At 45.7% G+C, this 19,481-nt stretch carries 20 protein-coding genes and 1 pseudogene; 5 read left to right on the forward strand and 16 right to left on the reverse strand.

The window, feature by feature from the left end; all coding sequences use genetic code 11:
- Window positions 1-257: 257 nt before the first annotated feature.
- From DSM107010_RS38440 to DSM107010_RS14780, 3 genes and pseudogenes are all read left to right on the forward strand, one after another.
- A complete protein-coding gene (locus DSM107010_RS38440) occupies window positions 258-740 on the forward strand; it encodes an ATP-grasp domain-containing protein (RefSeq protein WP_158631788.1) in 483 nt (160 codons plus the stop codon).
- A 53-nt stretch (window positions 741-793) separates the two neighbouring features.
- Window positions 794-1,021, forward strand: coding sequence for a type II toxin-antitoxin system HicB family antitoxin (locus DSM107010_RS14775; RefSeq protein WP_015154289.1), 228 nt, complete (start codon window positions 794-796; stop codon window positions 1,019-1,021).
- Window positions 1,014-1,238, forward strand: a pseudogene (locus DSM107010_RS14780) (type II toxin-antitoxin system HicA family toxin). The gene DSM107010_RS14775 and the pseudogene DSM107010_RS14780 overlap by 8 nt, the downstream one beginning before the upstream one ends.
- A 6-nt stretch (window positions 1,239-1,244) precedes the next feature.
- On the opposite strand, the gene DSM107010_RS14785 reads toward DSM107010_RS14780, so the two are convergent.
- The 9 genes from DSM107010_RS14785 to DSM107010_RS14825 all read right to left on the reverse strand — a co-directional run bounded on the left by DSM107010_RS14785 (window position 1,245) and on the right by DSM107010_RS14825 (window position 9,262).
- A complete protein-coding gene (locus tag DSM107010_RS14785) occupies window positions 1,245-2,165 on the reverse strand; it encodes an NAD(+) kinase (RefSeq protein WP_015154290.1) in 921 nt (306 codons plus the stop codon).
- 4 nt (window positions 2,166-2,169) lie between these two features.
- Window positions 2,170-2,475 carry an NADH-quinone oxidoreductase subunit NuoK gene (gene nuoK / locus DSM107010_RS14790; RefSeq protein WP_015154291.1) on the reverse strand — a complete coding sequence of 102 codons (306 nt, stop codon included), beginning with the start codon at window positions 2,473-2,475 and terminating at the stop codon, window positions 2,170-2,172.
- Between the two features lie 28 nt (window positions 2,476-2,503).
- On the reverse strand, window positions 2,504-3,151 hold the full coding sequence (locus tag DSM107010_RS14795; RefSeq protein WP_106168799.1) for an NADH-quinone oxidoreductase subunit J: 648 nt from the start codon (window positions 3,149-3,151) through the stop codon (window positions 2,504-2,506).
- 137 nt (window positions 3,152-3,288) lie between these two features.
- Window positions 3,289-3,882, reverse strand: coding sequence for an NAD(P)H-quinone oxidoreductase subunit I (ndhI, locus tag DSM107010_RS14800; protein WP_015154293.1), 594 nt, complete (start codon window positions 3,880-3,882; stop codon window positions 3,289-3,291).
- Window positions 3,883-3,973: 91 nt separating this feature from the next.
- Entirely contained in the window at window positions 3,974-5,092 is a 1,119-nt protein-coding gene (gene nuoH, locus DSM107010_RS14805; RefSeq protein ID WP_015154294.1) for an NADH-quinone oxidoreductase subunit NuoH, read from the reverse strand.
- A 327-nt stretch (window positions 5,093-5,419) separates the two neighbouring features.
- Window positions 5,420-6,559, reverse strand: coding sequence for a citrate synthase (locus tag DSM107010_RS14810; RefSeq protein WP_015154295.1), 1,140 nt, complete (start codon window positions 6,557-6,559; stop codon window positions 5,420-5,422).
- A gap of 91 nt (window positions 6,560-6,650) precedes the next feature.
- On the reverse strand, window positions 6,651-7,187 hold the full coding sequence (sixA, locus tag DSM107010_RS14815) for a phosphohistidine phosphatase SixA (protein WP_106168798.1): 537 nt from the start codon (window positions 7,185-7,187) through the stop codon (window positions 6,651-6,653).
- Between the two features lie 76 nt (window positions 7,188-7,263).
- Window positions 7,264-8,553, reverse strand: coding sequence for a DHH family phosphoesterase (locus tag DSM107010_RS14820; RefSeq protein WP_106168797.1), 1,290 nt, complete (start codon window positions 8,551-8,553; stop codon window positions 7,264-7,266).
- A 211-nt stretch (window positions 8,554-8,764) separates the two neighbouring features.
- Entirely contained in the window at window positions 8,765-9,262 is a 498-nt protein-coding gene (locus tag DSM107010_RS14825) for an HNH endonuclease (RefSeq protein ID WP_015154299.1), read from the reverse strand.
- A gap of 76 nt (window positions 9,263-9,338) precedes the next feature.
- On the opposite strand from DSM107010_RS14825, the gene DSM107010_RS38445 reads away from it, so the two are divergent.
- Window positions 9,339-9,479 (forward strand): hypothetical protein, encoded by a 141-nt coding sequence (locus DSM107010_RS38445; protein ID WP_206751827.1) that lies wholly within the window; start codon window positions 9,339-9,341, stop codon window positions 9,477-9,479.
- Window positions 9,480-9,571: 92 nt separating this feature from the next.
- Window positions 9,572-10,777, forward strand: coding sequence for an alanine racemase (gene alr, locus DSM107010_RS14830; protein WP_127023264.1), 1,206 nt, complete (start codon window positions 9,572-9,574; stop codon window positions 10,775-10,777).
- 72 nt (window positions 10,778-10,849) lie between these two features.
- On the opposite strand, the gene DSM107010_RS14835 is transcribed toward alr, so the two are convergent.
- The 7 genes from DSM107010_RS14835 to fabZ all read right to left on the reverse strand — a co-directional run bounded on the left by DSM107010_RS14835 (window position 10,850) and on the right by fabZ (window position 19,390).
- The gene (locus tag DSM107010_RS14835) at window positions 10,850-12,130 is read right to left on the reverse strand and encodes a glycosyltransferase family 4 protein (protein WP_015154301.1); all 1,281 of its coding nucleotides are present in this window, start codon (window positions 12,128-12,130) and stop codon (window positions 10,850-10,852) included.
- Between the two features lie 697 nt (window positions 12,131-12,827).
- The gene (locus tag DSM107010_RS14840) at window positions 12,828-13,325 is read right to left on the reverse strand and encodes an RNA recognition motif domain-containing protein (protein ID WP_015154302.1); all 498 of its coding nucleotides are present in this window, start codon (window positions 13,323-13,325) and stop codon (window positions 12,828-12,830) included.
- Window positions 13,326-13,997: 672 nt separating this feature from the next.
- On the reverse strand, window positions 13,998-14,579 hold the full coding sequence (locus tag DSM107010_RS14845; RefSeq protein WP_127023267.1) for a hypothetical protein: 582 nt from the start codon (window positions 14,577-14,579) through the stop codon (window positions 13,998-14,000).
- 7 nt (window positions 14,580-14,586) lie between these two features.
- A complete protein-coding gene (locus DSM107010_RS14850) occupies window positions 14,587-16,248 on the reverse strand; it encodes a M48 family metallopeptidase (RefSeq protein WP_127023270.1) in 1,662 nt (553 codons plus the stop codon).
- A gap of 289 nt (window positions 16,249-16,537) precedes the next feature.
- Window positions 16,538-17,737, reverse strand: a complete 1,200-nt coding sequence (gene lpxB / locus DSM107010_RS14855) for a lipid-A-disaccharide synthase (protein ID WP_106168594.1) — start codon at window positions 17,735-17,737, stop codon at window positions 16,538-16,540.
- A gap of 88 nt (window positions 17,738-17,825) precedes the next feature.
- Complete coding sequence (gene lpxA / locus DSM107010_RS14860; RefSeq protein WP_106168595.1) at window positions 17,826-18,659, reverse strand: acyl-ACP--UDP-N-acetylglucosamine O-acyltransferase; 834 nt, start codon at window positions 18,657-18,659, stop codon at window positions 17,826-17,828.
- Between the two features lie 194 nt (window positions 18,660-18,853).
- Window positions 18,854-19,390 (reverse strand): 3-hydroxyacyl-ACP dehydratase FabZ, encoded by a 537-nt coding sequence (gene fabZ / locus DSM107010_RS14865; RefSeq protein ID WP_015154306.1) that lies wholly within the window; start codon window positions 19,388-19,390, stop codon window positions 18,854-18,856.
- Window positions 19,391-19,481: the final 91 nt, after the last annotated feature.

Below are 19,481 nucleotides of genomic sequence, written 5' to 3' on the forward strand. Positions count from 1 at the left end.
AATCAGCCGTTAACCAACCGTTGGGTATTATGATAAGTCGTTTCTATAGCTTATTTATACCGCTTATTGAAACCGCTCTCAGCAGAGCGATCGCCCTTGCAGCTCGAAAGACTTTTTCATCATGCTCGATTCAGCGCTAAATTTCACCTATTTTCATTTTATTGAATATATACTGATTTATTCTATTGAATGGTATGTCAGTTTGGATATGTTAACATTTCTTTTTCCTAGCGATTATTTTAATCCGAAAAAAATCGATGAAGCCTATCTTGCTCAAGCTGTATGTTTGTCAAACAGTCGATAGCGATTTAGAAAGAGAATTGAGCGATTTAGGCTGGAAATGTTTCTTTATTAAAAATTACGTCAAATCTCTCAAAACTTCAATTGGCTCAACGATTGAGAAACCTTCAGATATTAAAACAGTTGTGAGTGAAATGCAAAAGTTTCGTGGCACAATTGAAGGTGATGTTTGTGTTCGACGAGTTGAAGATTTTATATCGGATTCCGATCGGCGTTACTTTGTTATTAATGGTAGAGTGTTTGCTGCCAATTCAGAAAAGAAAATCCCAACTATTGTAGAAGAATGTGCGAAAAGAATTAATAGTAAGTTTTTCTCCGTAGATGTGGTAGAACGTAGAGACGGAGTTAAACGCATTGTTGAAATTGGCGACGGGCAAGTTTCAGATCTTGTAGGATGGACAACGGAACGTTTTGCTGAGATTTGGTTAGATGAATGCTAAGATTTTAGTAACGGTAAACAATTATCTGACCTACAATTTATGTCTCTATATCCATGAAACAAATAAAGCAGTTTACAGGAATTATTGAACGGGAAGAAAATGGATACGTTTCTTTGTGTCCAGAGCTGGATATTGCCAGTCAAGGTAGTACAGTTGAGGAAGCAAGAAATAATTTAATTGAAGCATTAGAATTATTTTTTGAAACAGCAGAACCTACTGAAATAGAAACTCGATTGCATGGTGAAGTATTTATCACTAGGTTGGAGGTTGCGATTGGGTAGGCTGCGAGTTCTCTCCGCTCAAGAAGTTTGTCAAATTCTCGAACAATTTGGGTTGATTAAAGTTCGGCAGCGTGGCAGTCATATTATCATGCAAAAGCGAACCGAAGATACAACAATTACTGTTCCCGTGCCGAACTAGTTGGAGATACGTATAGGTACTCTGCAATCTATTATTCGGCAGTCAAGATTACCTCGCTCTCTATTTGAGGAGCAATAATAGCGCTCAATTCCGGTGATTATTAGTATATTGAATTCTCGCTCCCGCCCACTGTAATTTCTCACGTAAAGTTTGATAATAAGAATAATTTTCCCGCAAAATAATAAATTTAGCGTCGCAATCTGCCATCTGAATATCAACTCGCTGTCCGGGCCAAATTGCAGTTGCTAAAACACTATCCATCCATAATTTAGTATTCAATTCGTAATCGCCTAAAGCCCACACGCTGACGACGGAACCAGGTGGTAAAACAATCGGTCGGCTGGAAAGGCTCATCGGACAGATGGGAGTCACGGTAATCGCTTTCATCCCGTCATGAACGATGGGTCCATTGGCGGAAATGGTGTAGCCTGTGGAACCAGTGGGAGTCGCAATAATTAACCCATCACCCTGATATTGATCGACCACTTCCCCGTCAATTTCCATTTCTAGAATAGAGGTGATCGAGCGGTCAGCAGATGCGGGTTTTATACACATTTCATTTAATGCTAAAAAGCGATCGCTAACTCTTTCTATCTGCGAGCGATTGCCTTCATAAAGTCCCGCTTGTAACATCATCCGCCGCTGAACCGCGTATCTATCCTCTAACAGGCGATCCCAGACTTGTTCTGAATCTTTAAAACTCTCAAATGACTCGGTTAAAAAACCTAAATTTCCACCCACATTGACAGCTAAAATAGGGATTCCCTCAGCAGCTAAGTGCCTTGCAGCTGTGAGTACCGTGCCATCGCCTCCTAGAACTATCGCTAGGTCGATTGGTGCAACTGCTGAGGCGAGAAATACTGGATAAGGATTGTCTTTGGGACCGCTCGGACCCATCAGTATTCTACAGCCACGGTCTTCTAACTGCTGGGCGCAAATTTCTGCCCAGCGGCGACTGAGGGAATCTCCTGCTTTATGAGCGATGATGACTTGCTTTAACTGCACTCAACTACCACTTTAGTAGATTGAATTGCTCCATATCGATTGTGTCGCGATTACGGTAAATCGCTAACACAATTGCTAATCCTACAGCTGCTTCAGCCGCAGCAACGGTAATGACAAATACAGTAAAGACCTGACCCTTAATTGCTTGTGAATCTAAAAAGTTAGAAAATGCCATCAAGTTTAAATTTACGGCATTGAGTAACAATTCAATTGACATCAAGACGCGGATGGCGTTGCGACTGGTAATCAAGCCGTAGATCCCAATACAAAATAGGGCGGCGGCGAGAATGAGAAAGTACTGGAGTTGCATTTATTTCTTGGCTTGCGAGTATCTAAATCTAAGAGTTGCCTTTGGCTTGCTTGTCTTTACTTAAACTGCTGGTGCGATCGCCCGACACGGTAATGAGTTCGCGCGGACGTTCTGGCAATGTCAATACGGGTTGTTCTTTACGAGGCGAAATTATTTGTTCTGGCAAAAATTCCCGCCGCGCTAAAATAATTGCCCCTACCATTGCCATTAATAACAAAACTGAAGCCAGTTCAAACGGTAGCAAGAAGTCGCTGAAGAAATGTTGTCCAATCGAGACGATGGAATTATTACCAGGTGTCACGCCAGTAGAATATACCCAAGGCGTTGCCAGCACCATCGTACTTAACAGCGCGAATAATCCTAAACTGACGATCGCAGTTAATGTCGGGCGTACCCAAGCATTCCGCAGCGGGGCGAAATCCTCGCGCTTGTTTACCAACATAATCGCGAATAGAATCAGTACGTTCACCGCTCCGACGTAAATCAGCACCTGAGCCGTGGCGACAAAATCAGCATTCAGCAACAAGTACATTCCCGCAATACTGATAAATACCCCTGCTAATAAAAAAGCAGAGTAGACGATATTGGACAGCAGCACCACTCCCAAGGCTGCCCCAATCATCATCGCTGCTAAGATGCCAAACGAAACAATCTGTACCCCTTGTGCTATGTTCACAACTCTTTATCCTTTGCAAATTGGTAATTGGTAATTGGTAATTGGTAATTGGTAGTTGGTTGTCGTTAGAAGTCGATCTTTTTTGACTTTTAGCTTTTGACTTTTGATTCCCTTACCCATTACCTATTACCCGTTACCTACTGAGCAGTCTGTTCTTCTTGCTTGACAATTTCTTCTGGTAGCATACCAGCTCGTTTGGCATCTGCTGGCAGATCGTGCGGGTCGAGTACGCCTTTGGGCAAGTAAACGAGTTCCCGCAGTGGCGTAACCATTGGATCTTGGGTAACTTTATACGGTAAGCGACCTAGAGCTACGTTATCGTAGTTGAGTTCGTGGCGATCGTAAGTACAGAGGTCGTATTCTTCTGTCATGGATAGACAGTTTGTCGGGCAGTATTCCACGCAGTTACCGCAGAAAATACAAACGCCAAAATCAATACTGTAGTGATTGAGTTTTTTCTTTTTCGATGGTTTGTCAAATTCCCAATCGACTACAGGTAGGTTAATCGGACAAACACGAACGCACACTTCACAAGCAATACACTTATCAAATTCAAAGTGAATTCTGCCGCGAAAGCGTTCCGAGGGAATCAGTCTTTCGTAGGGGTACTGAACTGTAATCGGTCGCCGTTGCATGTGGTCGAAGGTTACTGCTAGCCCTTGACCGATATAGCGAGCTGCTTGAACTGATTCTTTGGCATAATCGCCAATTTGCTTGAGAAATTTCAACATGGTACTGTGGTGTTTCTCTCTTTTAAGGTCATAGGCAATTGGTAATTGGTAGTTGGTAATTGGTAGCCGATCGCCAATTACCCATTACCCATTACCCGCCGAAGGCAAAGGGAAAAGCTAACTTCAGTGCTGCGGTCAAAAGTAAATTAACTAGACTTACAGGCAGCAAAAACTTCCATCCTAAGTCTAATAACTGGTCGATCCGCACGCGGGGCACTGTCCAGCGCAGTAGGATGGCAATAAAGACGAGGAAATAAGCTTTGAGTAGTGTCATCGTGATGCCTAAAGCAGCATCTACGACTTGCAACCAAGAGCTATCTCTGCTCACTCCTACCCAATCAGCAAGAATGTCTAGGGGAATGGGAAATTCCCAGCCACCGAGGTATAAAATAGCTACCATTAAGGCAGAAAGGACGAGGTTAACATAGGAACCCAAGTAGAAAAGACCGAATTTCATGCCAGCGTATTCGGTTTGATATCCCGCCACCAGTTCTTCTTCTGCTTCTGGTAAGTCAAAGGGCATCCGTTCGCATTCTGCTAAAGCTGCAATCCAGAAAATGACAAAACCAAGCGGCTGTCGCCATACGTTCCAGCCTAAAATGCCGTAGCCCGATTGCTGTTCCACAATGTCGATGGTGCTAAGGCTGTTAGACATCATGACAACCGCCAGCACTGATAGAGCAAGGGGAACTTCGTAGCTAATTGACTGCGCTGCTGCTCGTAAGCCTCCGAGTAGGGAGTATTTGTTATTGGAAGAATAGCCTGCCATCAGCAAACCAATCGGCTGAATGCTCGACAATGAAATCCATAAGAAAACTCCCATCCCTACATTAGTAATTACCAAGTTCTGTCCGAACGGCACGATTAAATAAGACAGAAACACGGGAATGACAACAATGATGGGTCCGAGGGTAAATAGTAGCGAATCTGATTTGGCTGGAACCACATCTTCCTTGAAGACTAGTTTCAAACCGTCAGCTACAGGAGCTAGTAAACCAAATGGACCGATATATTCAGGACCAATTCGCTGTTGCGCGGCAGCAGAAATTTTCCGCTCCAACCACACGCATACCAACACCCCCACTGTCGAGCCAATAATCATTAAAATCATCGGCAGTGGCATCCATATGACTTTGGCTACATCCGCAGGTAGTCCCAAATCCATTAGGGTTTCAATAAAAGTACCTTGCAGGTCTATTCCTGAATTCATGCTTTGCACTTGGTAAGAAGTAAGCAGTGAGTAGTGAGTAGTGAGTAGTGAGTAGCGAGTAGTGAGTAGCGAGTAGTGCAAACACTAAACTCATTCCTCACTCTTTACTCCTCTTCATGAAGATTTTTTTAACATTCCACTGCCTAGTATATCGTTCGCTGGCTCACAGCAAAGCAGAGTACTTGAGAAGTTGTACTTATACTTGTATTCGAGGTTTGTCTATAGTTAGGTAATTGGTGAGTAGATAGTGGCTGGTGGCTGGTGGCTAGCAGAGTCAGCTTTTTATGTCTACTCACCAGTCACTAGCCATTAGTCACTCCTCACGACTCACTGTCTCAAATGAACTGGAGTATAGGAGACATCGTGATGACCGTTGTAGACTTGGGTGGGGCGATAAATACGGTTTTGGACGAGCTGTTCTTTCCAGTGAGCTAGCCAACCTGCTACGCGGGCGATCGCAAATACGGGCGTAAATAAGTCCGTAGGGATACCCATCTTTCTATATACCAAGCCAGAGTAAAAGTCAACGTTAGGATAGATGCCTTTCCCGCCCAGTTTTTCTGCTACGGCATGTTCTAACTCTACGGCGATGTCATAGTATTTGTCGTAGCCGAATTTTTCAAATAACTGCTCTGCCAATTTTTGTAAAATGGTTGCTCGCGGGTCTTTCACCTTGTAGACTCGATGACCGAAGCCCATGATCTTAGCTTTGCGCTGCATACAGTCCTCTAAGTAAGGACGGACATTTTCTACCGAGCCAATTTCTTCTAGCATCGTAATCACTTCCTCATTGGCTCCTCCATGTAGCGGTCCGCCGAGAGTACCAACTGCTGAAGCGACTACAGCGTAAGGATCGGTTAGCGTTGAAGCCGTTACCCGTGCCGAAAACGTGGAAGCGTTCATCGTATGTTCGGCATGGAGAATTAAGCAAACATCAAAGATCCGTGCAGCTAATGGGTCTGGTTCCCGTTCGTTGAGCATGTAGAGAAAGTTTGCGGAGTAATCCAAGCCGTCATGGGGGCGCACGGGGTCGTTGCCATTCCGCATCAACTGAAACGCTGCGATCATCGTCGGTACTGTTGCTAGTAGCCGCACGACGGCATCTCTGACATATACGGGGTTCTCTAAGTCGCGTTTAGAATAAAACAAGCCTAATGCCGCTGCTGAGGCTTGTAGTGCATCCATCGGATGACCGCTTTCAGGAAAGCTTTTCATCATATCCCGAATGCGATACTTAATTCGCCGATGATGTCTCACCTCATGCTCGAATTCCTCTAACTCTTGCTGAGTTGGAAGTTCACCCCAAATTAAGAGGTAGGCAGTTTCTAAAAAGTTACTTTTTTCGGCTAACTCTTCGATGCGGATGCCGCGATACTCCAGTATCCCTTGTTGTCCGTTGACAAAGCTGATACCGGATTGGGCGGCAGGGATGCCTTCTAGACCTGGTCTAAATTCGCAAACGGACATAGCTACACTGGCTGCATAGAAAAGACAATACTCAAGCTAACTTACCAAAAACTTGCCTTGTGTAGTTAGTTTTACCAGAATTATATGCTATCTAGAGCAGAAACTTCGGTGGAGCTAGCCAAAACAGTTGGCTTCGACCCACGGGAGAGTTGACTTTTGGTAAGTTAATACCAATGATACCTGCTTTTTTCAGAACTAGGGCAGCAGAGTCATCATCCAGAGAATTTTCAGCAAATGCTAACTCTTGTTTGAGTTTTCCCCAAATCAGCATTTCTGCCCATTGTCCCAAATCTGGTTCGTGACCGACTAAAGCTAGTTGAGTATCAGTAGCCAGCATTTGCTTTTGTTCTAGCCAGCTTAACCACAGACGAAAATCTCCTTCTGGAGACAGGTGGCTAGATTCTTTAATTTGAGAACTCAATCCACAAGTTTGCAAGATTTCTGCCGTTTGCCTTGCTCTAGCGAGAGGACTGGTCAAAATTAGCTCAAATCGCAAGCCGAGTTCGTAGAGGCGTTTTGCTATTTGTTGGGTTTTTTCCCGCCCTTTGGCTGTCAATTCCCGTTTTTCATCCTCCACATCGGGACTTCTTTCTTCAGCAATACCGTGACGGATTAAATACAATTCCATAATACGATTTTAGATTTTGGATTATGGAATTGGTCACTGGTCACTGGTCACTGGTCACTGGTCACTGAAAAAGCCCCTATTCAGTCTGAATCGGACTATCTTGTGGGTTGACCAGTCGTTGAAGCTTCTGCTTGATTTGAGCGTCGAAGACTTCCCATTTCATTTTGGCGTACGCAGAAATTTCATTACTGCCAGATAAGAAGCCCATCGGAATTTCAAAGCCACCCGCGCCGCTACGTCCGCCGCCGAAGAAGCGTCCTTGATTGTCTTGTCCGAAAGCTTCTTTGAGAAATTCGTCGGGGTCTAGGGTGAGTTTGGTGGTACGTAGCGACCCGATGACAACTTCTAGTTCTTCATCTTCGTCGTGAACAATACCATAAACGACAGCCGTGTGGACGTTTTCTTCTGTGACTAAAAAGTCAGCTGCTTGAGGAATAGCATCGCGGTCGTCATAACGTAGGTATCCCACACCTGCAATAGAAAAGTTATTTTGAACTATACGATTTTTCAGCGATCGCTCGATCACATCCATCACCCGTTTGGAGCGATTGGTCTGCAATACGGCTTTGAGCAATTGGTAATCGTAAAATCGACTCAAAAAGCCTGCTGCCTGAAAATCCTCTTCTTGTGCTTGCATTAAGCTGCTGGTGTCGGAACGCAAGCCGTGCATCAAGGCAGTGGCGCATTTGACGTGTTGTCCGACGCTACTATCGAGTACCAGTAACCCTGTTTGCAAGTACTGGGTCAAAATTGTGGCTGTGGCGCGAACGTTGGGACGAATATCGGCAAACTCTGGCTTGAGTTCTCCTTGCAGGCTGTGATGGTCAATGACCGATATGAGTGGCAAACCTGCTTCTAAAACGAGCGAGAGTAGTTGACTTGTCGTCCCTTGGTTGTCAACTAGCACGTAACCTTTATAACCAGATAAGTCTTTGCTTTTAGCTGTTTGAACTGGTAGGCGCTGCGCTGGTAGTCCCGTTAGTTTGACTAAAGCAATATTCTCTTGATGGCTCAGGGTTCCGGCATAAACGATGTCGCACTGCAAATCATATTGCTGCGCGATGAGTTGGTACGCCCACGCCGACGAAAGAGCATCGGGGTCGGGGAAGTCTTGCAATAAGACTAAATGTCGTTCGTGCTGATGTCGCTCTAAAACTTGCCGCAATGCTTCCACTTTTGACGTGGTGGAAGAACCATTGTTGTTGCGTCCAACTGGTTGAGTCCCAGAATCGCCGGACAAGGGAGCGAGAGATGGTTCTTGGGTTGCGACCGCAGATCCCATATCTATCTCAACTTCTTCAACAGAAGGCTCGCTATTGGAAGTGGAAGGCAGACTATTAAGCTGCTTGAACGAGTTCAAGGGCATAAATACTATCGTATGCGTGTGAAGCGAAAATTGTGGTCAAAAATGTTACTATTACTCGATAAACTGTATCAGCCTCATCGCACAGTGACTGCAATTTTTTACTGCAATTATTTTAGGCATCAACGGTTATGCTACTCAATCCGGCGCTGGGATGAAATACAAATTCTATTTCTCATCATAGCTCTATAGCAACTATTCAGCCAGAGGTCGATTAAAGACCGATGACATACTTTTGCCACTCATCATGCAGACCGCTCTTGAGATGCTTGGTGACTTCAAAGTAGAGGCTGCTGTAGGGCTTGCGCGGCGGATGGCGCAGATGCATGTGTGCCTCGGATGGAGTGCGACTGCCTTTCTTGACGTTGCAGCGGACGCACGCAGTAACGATGTTTTCCCAAGTATCCATCCCGCCACGCGATCGCGGTAGAACGTGATCTAACGTTAAATCCTCCCCGATGTAGCCGCAGTATTGACAACTGTGACTGTCTCGATGGAGGATATTACGTCTGGTAAGGGGAATTTCTTTGTAAGGGACGCGAACGTAGTGACGCAGGCGGATGACAGTCGGCAAGGGAAACTCGGCGTAAATGACTTTGCCGTTGTGTTCGACTTGCTCCGCTTTGCCTTTAATTAGCAATACAATTGCCCGTCGCCAGCTCGTGATGTTAATCGGCTCGTAAGAGGCGTTCAGGACTAATACCTTAGCCATTGAGTATCGCAGCAGCCAACTTTTTTACAAGATATTAACATAATTACTCATATTTGCGTCATTTGTCATTAATTAAGTGGTGAGTGGTGCGTGGTGCGTGGAAAGAGACAAGGGAGACAAGGGGGACAAGGGAGACAAGGGGGACAAGGGAGACAAGGGGGACAAGGGGGCTAATTCTGGTTCCACCAGCTACCAGCCACTAGTCATTGATAACTGATAACTTTGTACAGACGTTACATGTAACGTCTCTACACTGACAACTGATAACTGATAACTGGTAACTGGTCACTGAAAACAAGAGGAGTGGGGATGCTGAGTCAGGAGCAGAGTGAGAAGACGGTTTTTAGTAATGATGTCGTGGGTGGATTGCGTCAAAGAGCCTGGGTGGAAATCAATTTAGGTGCTTTAGCCCATAACGTGCGGCAACTCAAGGGCTTGCTAGCGGCTAAAACAGCGTTAATGGCAGTTGTGAAGGCAGATGCTTACGGTCATGGAGCGGTGACGGTGGCACGTACAGCTTTAAGTGCTGGAGCAAATTGGTTGGGTGTGGCAACCATACCGGAAGGAATTGAACTGCGCCAAGCAGGAATTGACGCGCCGATTTTGATTTTAGGTGCAACGCATACGCCGGAACAACTAAAGGCGATCGCCCACTGGCAACTTCAACCGACGCTGTGCGACCCCAAACAAGCTTTGGTCTTCTCTGAAACTTTGGCTGCGACTACGGGTGGTAATTTACCAGTTCATGTCAAACTCGATACGGGAATGTCTCGCCTTGGACCCCTGTGGGAACAAGCAACAGAGTTCGTGCAGCTAGTCCATTCTTTACCGCATTTGCAAATCGCTAGTATTTATTCTCACCTGGCAACGGCAGAAAACCCAGACCGCAGGATAATGCAGCAACAACAGCAGCGATTTGAAACGGCGATCGCACAGGTTCAAGCAGCTAGTATGTCTCTTCCATTGCTGCATTTAGCCAACTCAGCTGCTACTTTGACTAGCCCCGATCTACATTACGATTTGGTACGTGTGGGGTTAGCAATGTATGGACTCTACCCAGCAGCTCATCTCAGCAGTTCTGTCCGGTTGAAACCCGTACTGCAAGTCAAAGCGCGAATTACGCAAGTAAAAACTATCCCCCCCAATACAGGCGTGAGCTACGGACATCATTTTGTCAGCGATCGCGAACTCCGCTTGGCTGTGGTGGGAATTGGTTATGCTGATGGCGTACCGCGCAATCTCTCTAACCGCATGGAGGCTCTGATTTGCGGTCGGCGCATCCCCCAAATTGGTGCTATTACTATGGATCAGTTAATGCTAGATGTGACGGCAATTCCAGATGTAGCAGTTGGAGAAGTTGTCACTCTCCTCGGACAAGAAGGTAAAGAACAAATTACTGCTGATGATTGGGCAGCAGTCTTAAAAACAATTTCTTGGGAAATCCTCTGCGGCTTTAAGCACCGTCTGCCTCGGGTTGCTGTGAATAGGGAGCAGGGAGCAGGGAGCAGGGAGTAGGAAAAGAGTGACGAGTGGCAATTGGCAAGGAAATCATCCACTCACCACTCACCACTCACCACGCACCACTCATTACGCGCTAATAGCTTTTTTCTTCGTGGGTACGACGGTTGATGTTTCTGTCATCAGTTTGGTGTAAAGCTCGCCTAGTTGTTTGGCGACTCCTTCCCAACTAAACATATCTTCTACCCGTTGTCTTGCTGATGAGCCGAGGCGATTTCGGAAGGCAGTATCGCTCAAGATTCGGTCAATAGCAACAGCAAAGGCTGCATCATCTTTAGGTGGAGCGAGTAAACCTGTCTCTTCTGGGACGACAGTAAATTGCAATCCGCCGACATCGCTAGCCACCACTGGCGTACCGCTTGCCATTGCTTCAATGGCAACTAGACCAAATGGTTCGTAGTGACTGGGAACGACACAAACATCGGCAGCGGCGTAATAAACAGGTAGATCGACATCGCCTAGCCGTCCGGGGAAGGAGGTAAAATCGCTCATCCCTAATTCTTTGACAATACCTTCAATGCGATCGCGCTCGATGCCATCGCTTTGTCCTGGGCGGCTACCACCACCGATAATCAGTTTGATGTCTTCTTTGCCGCGCAATTGCAACTGGGCAACTGCTCGCACTAAAGTTTCAATTCCCTTGCGCTCGTCAAATCGTCCGACATAAAAGACAACTTTGCTTTCTGGGGGAATTCCTAGCTGTTGTCTGGCAATTTTGCTGTCGATCGCGCCAAAGCGATGAATATCTGTACCGCAAGGAATAATGTCAATATTACCTTTGGTAGAGACGTGCGATCGCATGTGTTCTTTTTCTTGCGGGCTAGTGGCAACAATCCGCTCTGCTGTTTCTAGTACCCTTTTTTCGACTTCCAACCGCTTCGAGGCAATCAGTGGTACGGTTGCAACCGACTTATATTTAATTGCGCCTAAAGAGTGATATGTATGGACTTGTTTGATGGATTGGGCTTTCTTCAATTCCATGCCCACCCAGCTAGAAATCCAGTAGTTGGTATGCACTAGAGGATATCGATAACCAGTTTGCTGTTGATACTGGAGGAATGCTTCGACAAACTCCGAGGCATAACCAAAAATATTGTCCCTCGGAACGAATTCCTCAGGACCAGCGGTTAAGCGAATTGTCCGACAATTCTCGCTATGTTCGACAATCTTTGCTTGTTCGGCGCTAGCTTTGCGGGTAAACATATCAACCTGCCATCCCAGTTTACCCAATGCTTCACCCACTTGGCGGACATAAACGTTCTGCCCTCCAGCTTCTTCTTTCCCAATCTCAATCGCAGGGTCGCCGTGGACTGAAATTAGGGCAATTCGCTTTTGATTTTTGTTGTTCATAGCTTTGTGGCTATTGAATTTGCACCGTAACAGGGGTGAATGTAAGGAGACTTTACAAAGGCTTCTGTCTTTACCCCTAAAGTTTATTAAGTTTAATTTACACAATACCACACGCGATCGCATCCTCTAGGTGGATGAATTGCCATGCATACAAATCTTCCTTAGGGATTATCCGCGCCAAAAGATAGATTTCTACTGTTACTTTTTATTGATGACAGTTAGGTATGTCAAAAAATATTTAAGAAAGGTTGCATCGCTGCAAGTTCTCTTTACCTAAAGCACAGCTTCAATTAGTTATTGTTGGCAAGAGTTAACTTACGAGCAAGTTTTCTATGAAAGTTAAGTATAAAAACAACTAAGTATACGAGCAAAACTTCCGGTTGATTTTGTATAATTTTTGACTTAACGTATAAGTTTATTTTCTATATAATATTTAAAAATTTAATTGAATACATTCAATATCCGACTTTTTCCATATGCCTCTAGAGCGATCGCTTAGCACATTTTTTCCCAGAAGATTCTGAGGCAAGGCTGAGTTCATGTCGCAGTCACTCTAACAACTAGAACGCCCACTCAGAGAGTATAGGGGGAGAGTAGGAGTGCAGATGAGAAACAGCTGACAACAACTATTCGCTAATCGTCAACCGCTAATTGCAAACAATCCTTGACTCCCAACACCTAACCCTCAATCAGATGCCTATCCATTAGTAGTTTGAGCTGCCAACATCTGTTTCAGCTTTTCTAGTTCAGAAGCCCAACGAGGATCGGGACGAATTCCCTCAGCATCAGACGAGCCTGTAGAAGTTCCGGCAGAACCACCACGACGAGGTTTTTTCCCACTACGCTTATTGCCACCGCTTTTTTCTGCGTTGCTACTAACAGGAGCATCTCCAGTATTAGCACTACTAGCAACAGGGGCTTGGTCTTCCTCTTCTTGACCTTTGTTACGAGGCAACGCCTTCTCAATCTTCAGTGGCGTTTCCTTAAACATATAGCCGTTATATTTCTCGATGATTTCGTCTGCTTGCTCGTCATTATTGACAGTAACAAAACCAAAACCACGGCACTTTCCGGTCTTGCGGTCTTTAATGACTTTTGTAGTCACGTTACTACCCGCATCAGCAAAAACTGCTTGCAACTCTTGCCGATCGACTTCATCTTTTGGCAAATTACCAATGTATAAACGGACTGGCATGAAATGTACCTCTCAACTTGGATGCAATTAAGGTTGTTAACAAAATTTCTGACAGGAGGGTGAGGTGAATAGTGGCAAGAATCGCCGCAAACCGTCGCCAACTAACTTTTGCCTTAAACTGTCAACTTCTAAAATCCAATTCATTGTATTGGCAAAGACTGATAAGTTTATCATGCTACGGTACGATCTAAAAGCTTGACTGCGCAGTTTTGGCGGTTAGATCGCAACGGCGTTTGACTCCTGATGATATTTCCGATCGCCTGGAAAGTTGACACCATCTTCTAAAATATCACGGTTGACACTATAGATATTGTTTTCAAAATAGATTTGTGCTTATTGTCAGTTTTTTAACTTCGGAGCGGGCTATTGAGTACAGAAATGCGATACCTGTCTCACTAACTCCTGAAATAAAAACCAGCCTGTGGCTGGTCTGGCTGTTGCTGTGTTGGAAGGAGAAAAACCTGACCCAAACTAACCGAAGCGTAAGACGTTAGGTCGCTTTAACTTGCAGCTAGATCTGAACTTTAGTTGTTTATGTAAATAAATGTAACATAAACGACTAGGATTTTGCAATTAATCTTTACATTATTGGTTGGTAATTGGTAGTTGGTAATCGGTAATTGGTTGTTATTCTCCTCTGCTCCCTGCTCTCTGATAACTGATAACTGATAATTAATAACTGCCTCCCTTTACAATCACGTACACGCCCCAAATTGTAGCGGCAATCGCCAGTGCGATCGACCAACCCTGATGGCTGCTGGTACTGGTTTTACCGGCTTGAGTTCGTAAAATTTCAATATCGATCCAAGCCGTAGCCCCACGGCGGAACCAGCCTGTTAAGATAACATGCCTTCCAATTAAATCGGTAGGGTCGGTAGAGGGTCTAAGCAAAAGACAGCCGAGGGGTCCCAGCCAAGAAGCATGATGCAGCTTGACTAAGCCAGTTGGTAAATGCAGCAGTAAATCTTGTCCGAACCAGTTGCCAATACCGCGCCGTCCTAACAACTTACCTTGGAGGCGGAGAGGCTGCGGGACAACTGGTAATAAATCGGGATTAGACAACAGCTCGGCAAGATTGGGACGATTTAGCAAGCTGGTAGACTTTGTTTCTGGAAATAAAGCATTTAGCCGCAGAAAAATACCGAGGCTCAAGCCAATCGCCAAGCTACCGCGCACGATCCACCAATCACCCCACATCCAAGCTAAGTAAGGATTACCCAACCAGTAACCGCCGAGCCATCCAATCAGCCACATAAAACTGCTAAAAGCAGCACCGAGGAGAACTCCTAAGTAAGGAGAAACTTGTAATAATAGCGAGTCGTGAAGAAAGAAGGGTGTGGGGTGTGGTGCGCGATCGTTCTCCTCTAGCTTCCTTGTCCCCCGAGTTCCCCCTAATCCCCACTCCCTTCGGTCGTGGGGTCCCCGAGTTCCCCCTAATCCCCACTCCCTTCGGTCGTGGGGTCCCCGAGTTCCCCCTAATCCCCCAACGACTCCCGACTCCCGATTCCCGACTCATTCGTAAATTTAATTCAGTATCCAAGCGCCAAAAGTGGGCAATTTGATTCAGCCGTTGGAGGCGATCGCCCATTGAGGGATGAGCTTGGTTGATGCTAAGCCAGTAGCGCAAAGGATTCGTGCAGTCCCAGGCTAAAGCTACTTCTAATTCGGGTAATGAATGTAGGTTGCTCAGGGCGATCGCTTGTTTGTAACTGATAATTGTGAGTAAGTCCCAACCTTCTAGCAACCAACTGGTATGTCCTTGCTGTTGAATATCTTGAGCCACACCACGGGCAATTTTGAGTATGGCGCGACTGAGGGCGTTAGGATTGCCAGTTAATTCTGCGGCATGGCGATCGCTGTAGTATATGCGTAACTGAGAGAGCCAAAACGCTGGTAAACGCAGAAGCAACCAAAGTCCATAAGCAAAGTTAGCGGCGATCGCGATAAAGGCTTGGAGAGTTTTATTCGATATCTTGTTGCCCCACTGCGATAACTGGGAATAGGTTATGTAGGGTAACTGAGTAACTAATAAAAATAGAGATAAAACGATAAAATCCCAATTAGCTATCTGCCCTAATTGTGTTGCATAGATAGCGGCAATTTCATCATCTGCGAGTTGCTCTAGCAGACCTTGACTTACGACTATTCTTGCCGTGCGGCGCAGGTTGCCATAAGTGAAAATAAGCGGCACGGCTGTAGGTAGCACGCGCAACTGAGGTAAATGATAGTGGTGCTGGCGACAAGAGCGCTGTAGCAGCCTGCTAGCTTCTGGGCTAGAAATTTCCAAAGTTTCCAGAGATAGGTGTTGAAGCCCGTGCCACCATCTTAGTAATCCATCTATCAACCAAGGGGATAGGGCTAGCAACAGCACCAATACGAATACGATCTTGGTAGTATGGTCGTGATAGAACGGCTGAAACGGTTCTAAATAGGGGAGTTTTACCAATAAATCGTTAGTCAATCCCATCGCCAACTCAATGAGTTGTTGGATCGACCAAAATAGAGCGATCGCGCTACCGCACTGTAACAACCAAAATGGCATCAAATTAATAGTTGGTAATGGCTGCCAGCGTTGCGCTCTTGGTGCTTGCTTGAATTGGAGAAAAGTGGCTGGTGACTGGTGGCTGGTGGCTAGAATTGCTCCCTCTGCTCCTAATTTCATAGTCTCCTCTGCTCTTCTGCTTAGAAACTCCCTCAGCTCTTCGATTTGGAGATTGCTGCTTTGCGCTAAGAGTCGGCAAAGGGAGAGCAGGTATTTGATATTGCTACTAGAAGTTGCTGGCTGAGTTTGTTGCTCGGCGATGGAAATATTTTCTGTCTGACAGAGGATTTCTAAATGAGCGATCGCCCCTTGATAGTCTTCTTGTTGCAGTGCTGTTTTTGTTGCTTCTAGCAACATTTCAGGATCGCCAGTCATAGCCATAAACCATAAACTTTCTTGCTTTCACCGATCGCCAATACCTTCTAGGACTTACGCAGTCGATCCCCCAAACCCCTTAAAAAAGGGGCTTAAAGTCCCCTTTTTAAGGGGGGAACCAGGGGAGATCGAGATCTCAGATTTTCTTGTGCGTAACTCCTGACCTTATCGCCACCGATTCTGGCACAATCAGCTAGATATGAGTAGAAAGTGAGTCGCGAGTAGCGAAGAAAAGGGTGTGGGGACAAGTCACAAGTCAGAACCATCTAGCCACCAGCCACCAGCCACTAGCCACTCACCCGACTCCCGACTCCCGACTTCTAGCTAACAATATTTGCCATATCTCTGTAGCAGCACGATCGCCTACGCCTGTTTCTCCTAGAAGCGATCGCATTTGCTGATAGTCTGTTAAAACTTGCTGGCGACGAGTTGGGTTGAGCAGCAATTCTAAAGCTTGTTGGGTAATATTTTCCGGTGTGGCTCGATCTTGAAGTAACTCTGGGACGATCTCGCGATCGACAACTAAGTTCGGTGGCGAAATCAAGGGTAAGTTAATTTTGAGGAGATGGCGGGCAATCCACGCTGTAAATTGACTGACGCGATAAATTACGACTTGCGGCACGTCTAACAAGGCAATTTCTAGATTGACCGTACCAGATTTAGTAATTGCTAAATCAGCTGCCGCGATCGCCTCTAAAGTTTGACCGGAAAGTATAGTTGCTTGTAAGCCGTAATCTTTTACTGCTTGGGCGATCGGTTGGCGATAGATTTCTAAAGATAGGGGAATCCAAAAACTTACTTGTGGTAGTTTTGCCTGAATTGCTTTTGCTGCTTGAAACATTGCTGGCAGCAGATATTTTAATTCTTGGTGACGAGAGGCAGGAATTAATGCTACGCTCAAAGCCTCTGGTGCAATACCTAGCTTAGCCCTTGCTACTTCGCGACTAGGTGCTGCCTGCACGCGATCGAGTAGAGGATGCCCTACCCAAGTAACTGACACGCCCAAGCGTTCAAAATAACTGGCTTCTGCGGGAAATATTGCCAACAACCGATCCGTCATCTTGACTAAGCGATCGATTTCTCTCCGATTAGACCACCAAACCCACATTTGGGGAGCAATAAAATACACGATTGGAACTTGGGGAAAAGTTCGCCGGATGTAGCTGCCTAAAGCCAAATTGGGTCCGGCATAGTCTATGAGTACGACAAGATCGGGGGGATGTTGTTGGAGATATTGTTTAGTTTGACTTTGAATTTTGAGGGTAGGTAAGACAAATGGAATTGCTTCCCAGACAGTACCAACAGAGCCAATGCTAGCAGTATTAGCCAAAAGACGAGCGCCAGATGCTGCCATGCGATCGCCTCCCAAGGCAACAATTTCCAGAGGCAGATTGCGATCGCGGCTTTGACGGTGCAATGCTTCTACAAGTAAAGCTCCTTGAAGATCGCCCGAAACTTCGCCCGTACTAATGAAAATTCTGTAGTCATTTGTCATTCGTCATTTGTCATTTGATAAGTTGTTGGTTGTTAGTTGTCAATTGTGTTTTAACTTTTGACTTTTGACTTTTGACTTTTGACTTTGCCTAACATATTTCCTCGTCACTGTTAGGCAATTGTCGCCCAGGAATGGAACCGCGCCTGGGTTTAACCTGGGACATCCGCAGAAATTGCAACAGATGCTGTACGTGTTCGTTATCTGCAATTAGCTCTAATTGTTCCAAAGCTTGACTGAGAGTGAGATCGGAACGATAGAGAATGCGAAAAGCTTTTTTCAAGGAACGATAGACCTGCCCTTGTTCTGCTTGGGCAATACCGGCGCGTCTAATTCCTACAATGTTGAGCGATCGCACTCGTGCTGGATTGCCTTCAATTAACATATAGGGTGGCACGTCCCTAGCGATACGACTCATACCACCCACCATTGCTAGTTTTCCGATATGCACGAATTGATGTACGCCCAAAACGCCGCTGATTGTGGCGCGTGATTCAATGTGGATGTGTCCGGCTAGAGCCACACCATTGGCGATCGTCACAGAGTCTTCAATGATACAGTTATGACCTACATGAGCATAAGCCATTAATAAGTTATTGTTACCTATAATCGTGGCTTCTCCGGTACGAGTGGCGCGGTTGATGGTGACGTACTCGCGGATACGATTGCCGTCGCCAATTTTTACCATTGAGGAACCGCCATCGTACTTAAGGTCTTGTGGTTCTAGCCCAATTGCCGCTCCCGGAAAAATTTGATTTCTCGCCCCAATTTCTGTTGGTCCCTCCAACACAACATGAGCGCCAATGGTAGTTTCGGGACCAACTTTGACTTCCCGACCAATAACCGCGTAGGGACCTACCTCTACGGTCGGGTGTAGTTCTGCTCCTGGATGGATTGCAGCAGTATGATGAATGAGTGTTTTCAAGGATGCATCTCCAATCGAGGCGCTAGAAAATCAGTTGTCAGTTATCAGTTATCAGTGTAGAGACGTTACATGTAACGTCTCTACAAAGTTATCAGCGATCGATGAGTGGTGAGTGGTGCGTAAATCGCTTCTGACATTTGACTTTTGACCTTTGACTTCTGACTTCCGACTTCTGACTTCTGACTTCTGCTAAATTACTCTACAAGGGAAAAGAGTAATTCACCTTCTGCTGCCAGTTGACCGTCAACTTCAGCACGGGCTTGCATTCTCCCAAAACGACGACGCTTTACCCACAACAGTTCCACTGTCATCACCAACTGATCTCCGGGAGTTACTTGTCGCCGAAACCTAACTTTATCCATGCCAGCAAACACAAACAAATTGCCGTCCATTTCTTGCATTTGAGTTAACACGACTCCACCGACTTGTGCCATAGCTTCTACAATCAAAACTCCAGGCATCAATGGTCTTTGGGGAAAATGTCCCTGAAAATGAGGTTCGTTGAAAGTCACATTCTTGATCCCAACCGCTCTTTTCCCTGGGATGTACTCAATAATTCTATCTACCAGGGCAAAAGGATAGCGATGAGGCAAAAGTGCATGAATTTGCTCGACTGTGAGGGTTGTTTTCTCTGGGGTAGGAGTAACTTCAGTTTGACGATCGAGATGCTGAAGATTAGCATCATCGCTAGCAGGAGAATCTGGGGAATTGACTTGGATCAGGGTTGACATGGCTGAATTTCTCAAAGATCGGGGCTGTGCAGAGAAGGATTAGGGAGCAGGGAGTCAGGTGAGTGACTGGTGGCTGGTGGCTAGTGACTAG

It is taken from the genome of Chroococcidiopsis cubana SAG 39.79, from assembly GCF_003991895.1.
GTDB classification, from domain to species: Bacteria; Cyanobacteriota; Cyanobacteriia; order Cyanobacteriales; family Chroococcidiopsidaceae; genus Chroococcidiopsis; species Chroococcidiopsis thermalis.

Bases quoted from the DNA above. Each gene is read 5' to 3' on its own strand.
- DSM107010_RS38440 (WP_158631788.1), top strand. From the start codon at position 258: ATGAAGCCTATCTTGCTCAAGCTGTATGTTTGTCAAACAGTCGATAGC.
- DSM107010_RS14775 (WP_015154289.1), top strand. From the start codon at position 794: ATGAAACAAATAAAGCAGTTTACAGGAATTATTGAACGGGAAGAAAAT.
- nuoK (WP_015154291.1), bottom strand. From the start codon at position 2,475: ATGCAACTCCAGTACTTTCTCATTCTCGCCGCCGCCCTATTTTGTATT.
- ndhI (WP_015154293.1), bottom strand. From the start codon at position 3,882: ATGTTGAAATTTCTCAAGCAAATTGGCGATTATGCCAAAGAATCAGTT.
- nuoH (WP_015154294.1), bottom strand. From the start codon at position 5,092: ATGAATTCAGGAATAGACCTGCAAGGTACTTTTATTGAAACCCTAATG.
- DSM107010_RS14810 (WP_015154295.1), bottom strand. From the start codon at position 6,559: ATGTCCGTTTGCGAATTTAGACCAGGTCTAGAAGGCATCCCTGCCGCC.
- sixA (WP_106168798.1), bottom strand. From the start codon at position 7,187: ATGGAATTGTATTTAATCCGTCACGGTATTGCTGAAGAAAGAAGTCCC.
- DSM107010_RS14820 (WP_106168797.1), bottom strand. From the start codon at position 8,553: ATGCCCTTGAACTCGTTCAAGCAGCTTAATAGTCTGCCTTCCACTTCC.
- DSM107010_RS14825 (WP_015154299.1), bottom strand. From the start codon at position 9,262: ATGGCTAAGGTATTAGTCCTGAACGCCTCTTACGAGCCGATTAACATC.
- alr (WP_127023264.1), top strand. From the start codon at position 9,572: ATGCTGAGTCAGGAGCAGAGTGAGAAGACGGTTTTTAGTAATGATGTC.
- DSM107010_RS14835 (WP_015154301.1), bottom strand. From the start codon at position 12,130: ATGAACAACAAAAATCAAAAGCGAATTGCCCTAATTTCAGTCCACGGC.
- DSM107010_RS14840 (WP_015154302.1), bottom strand. From the start codon at position 13,325: ATGCCAGTCCGTTTATACATTGGTAATTTGCCAAAAGATGAAGTCGAT.
- DSM107010_RS14845 (WP_127023267.1), bottom strand. From the start codon at position 14,579: ATGTGGCTGATTGGATGGCTCGGCGGTTACTGGTTGGGTAATCCTTAC.
- DSM107010_RS14850 (WP_127023270.1), bottom strand. From the start codon at position 16,248: ATGGCTATGACTGGCGATCCTGAAATGTTGCTAGAAGCAACAAAAACA.
- lpxB (WP_106168594.1), bottom strand. From the start codon at position 17,737: ATGACAAATGACTACAGAATTTTCATTAGTACGGGCGAAGTTTCGGGC.
- fabZ (WP_015154306.1), bottom strand. From the start codon at position 19,390: ATGTCAACCCTGATCCAAGTCAATTCCCCAGATTCTCCTGCTAGCGAT.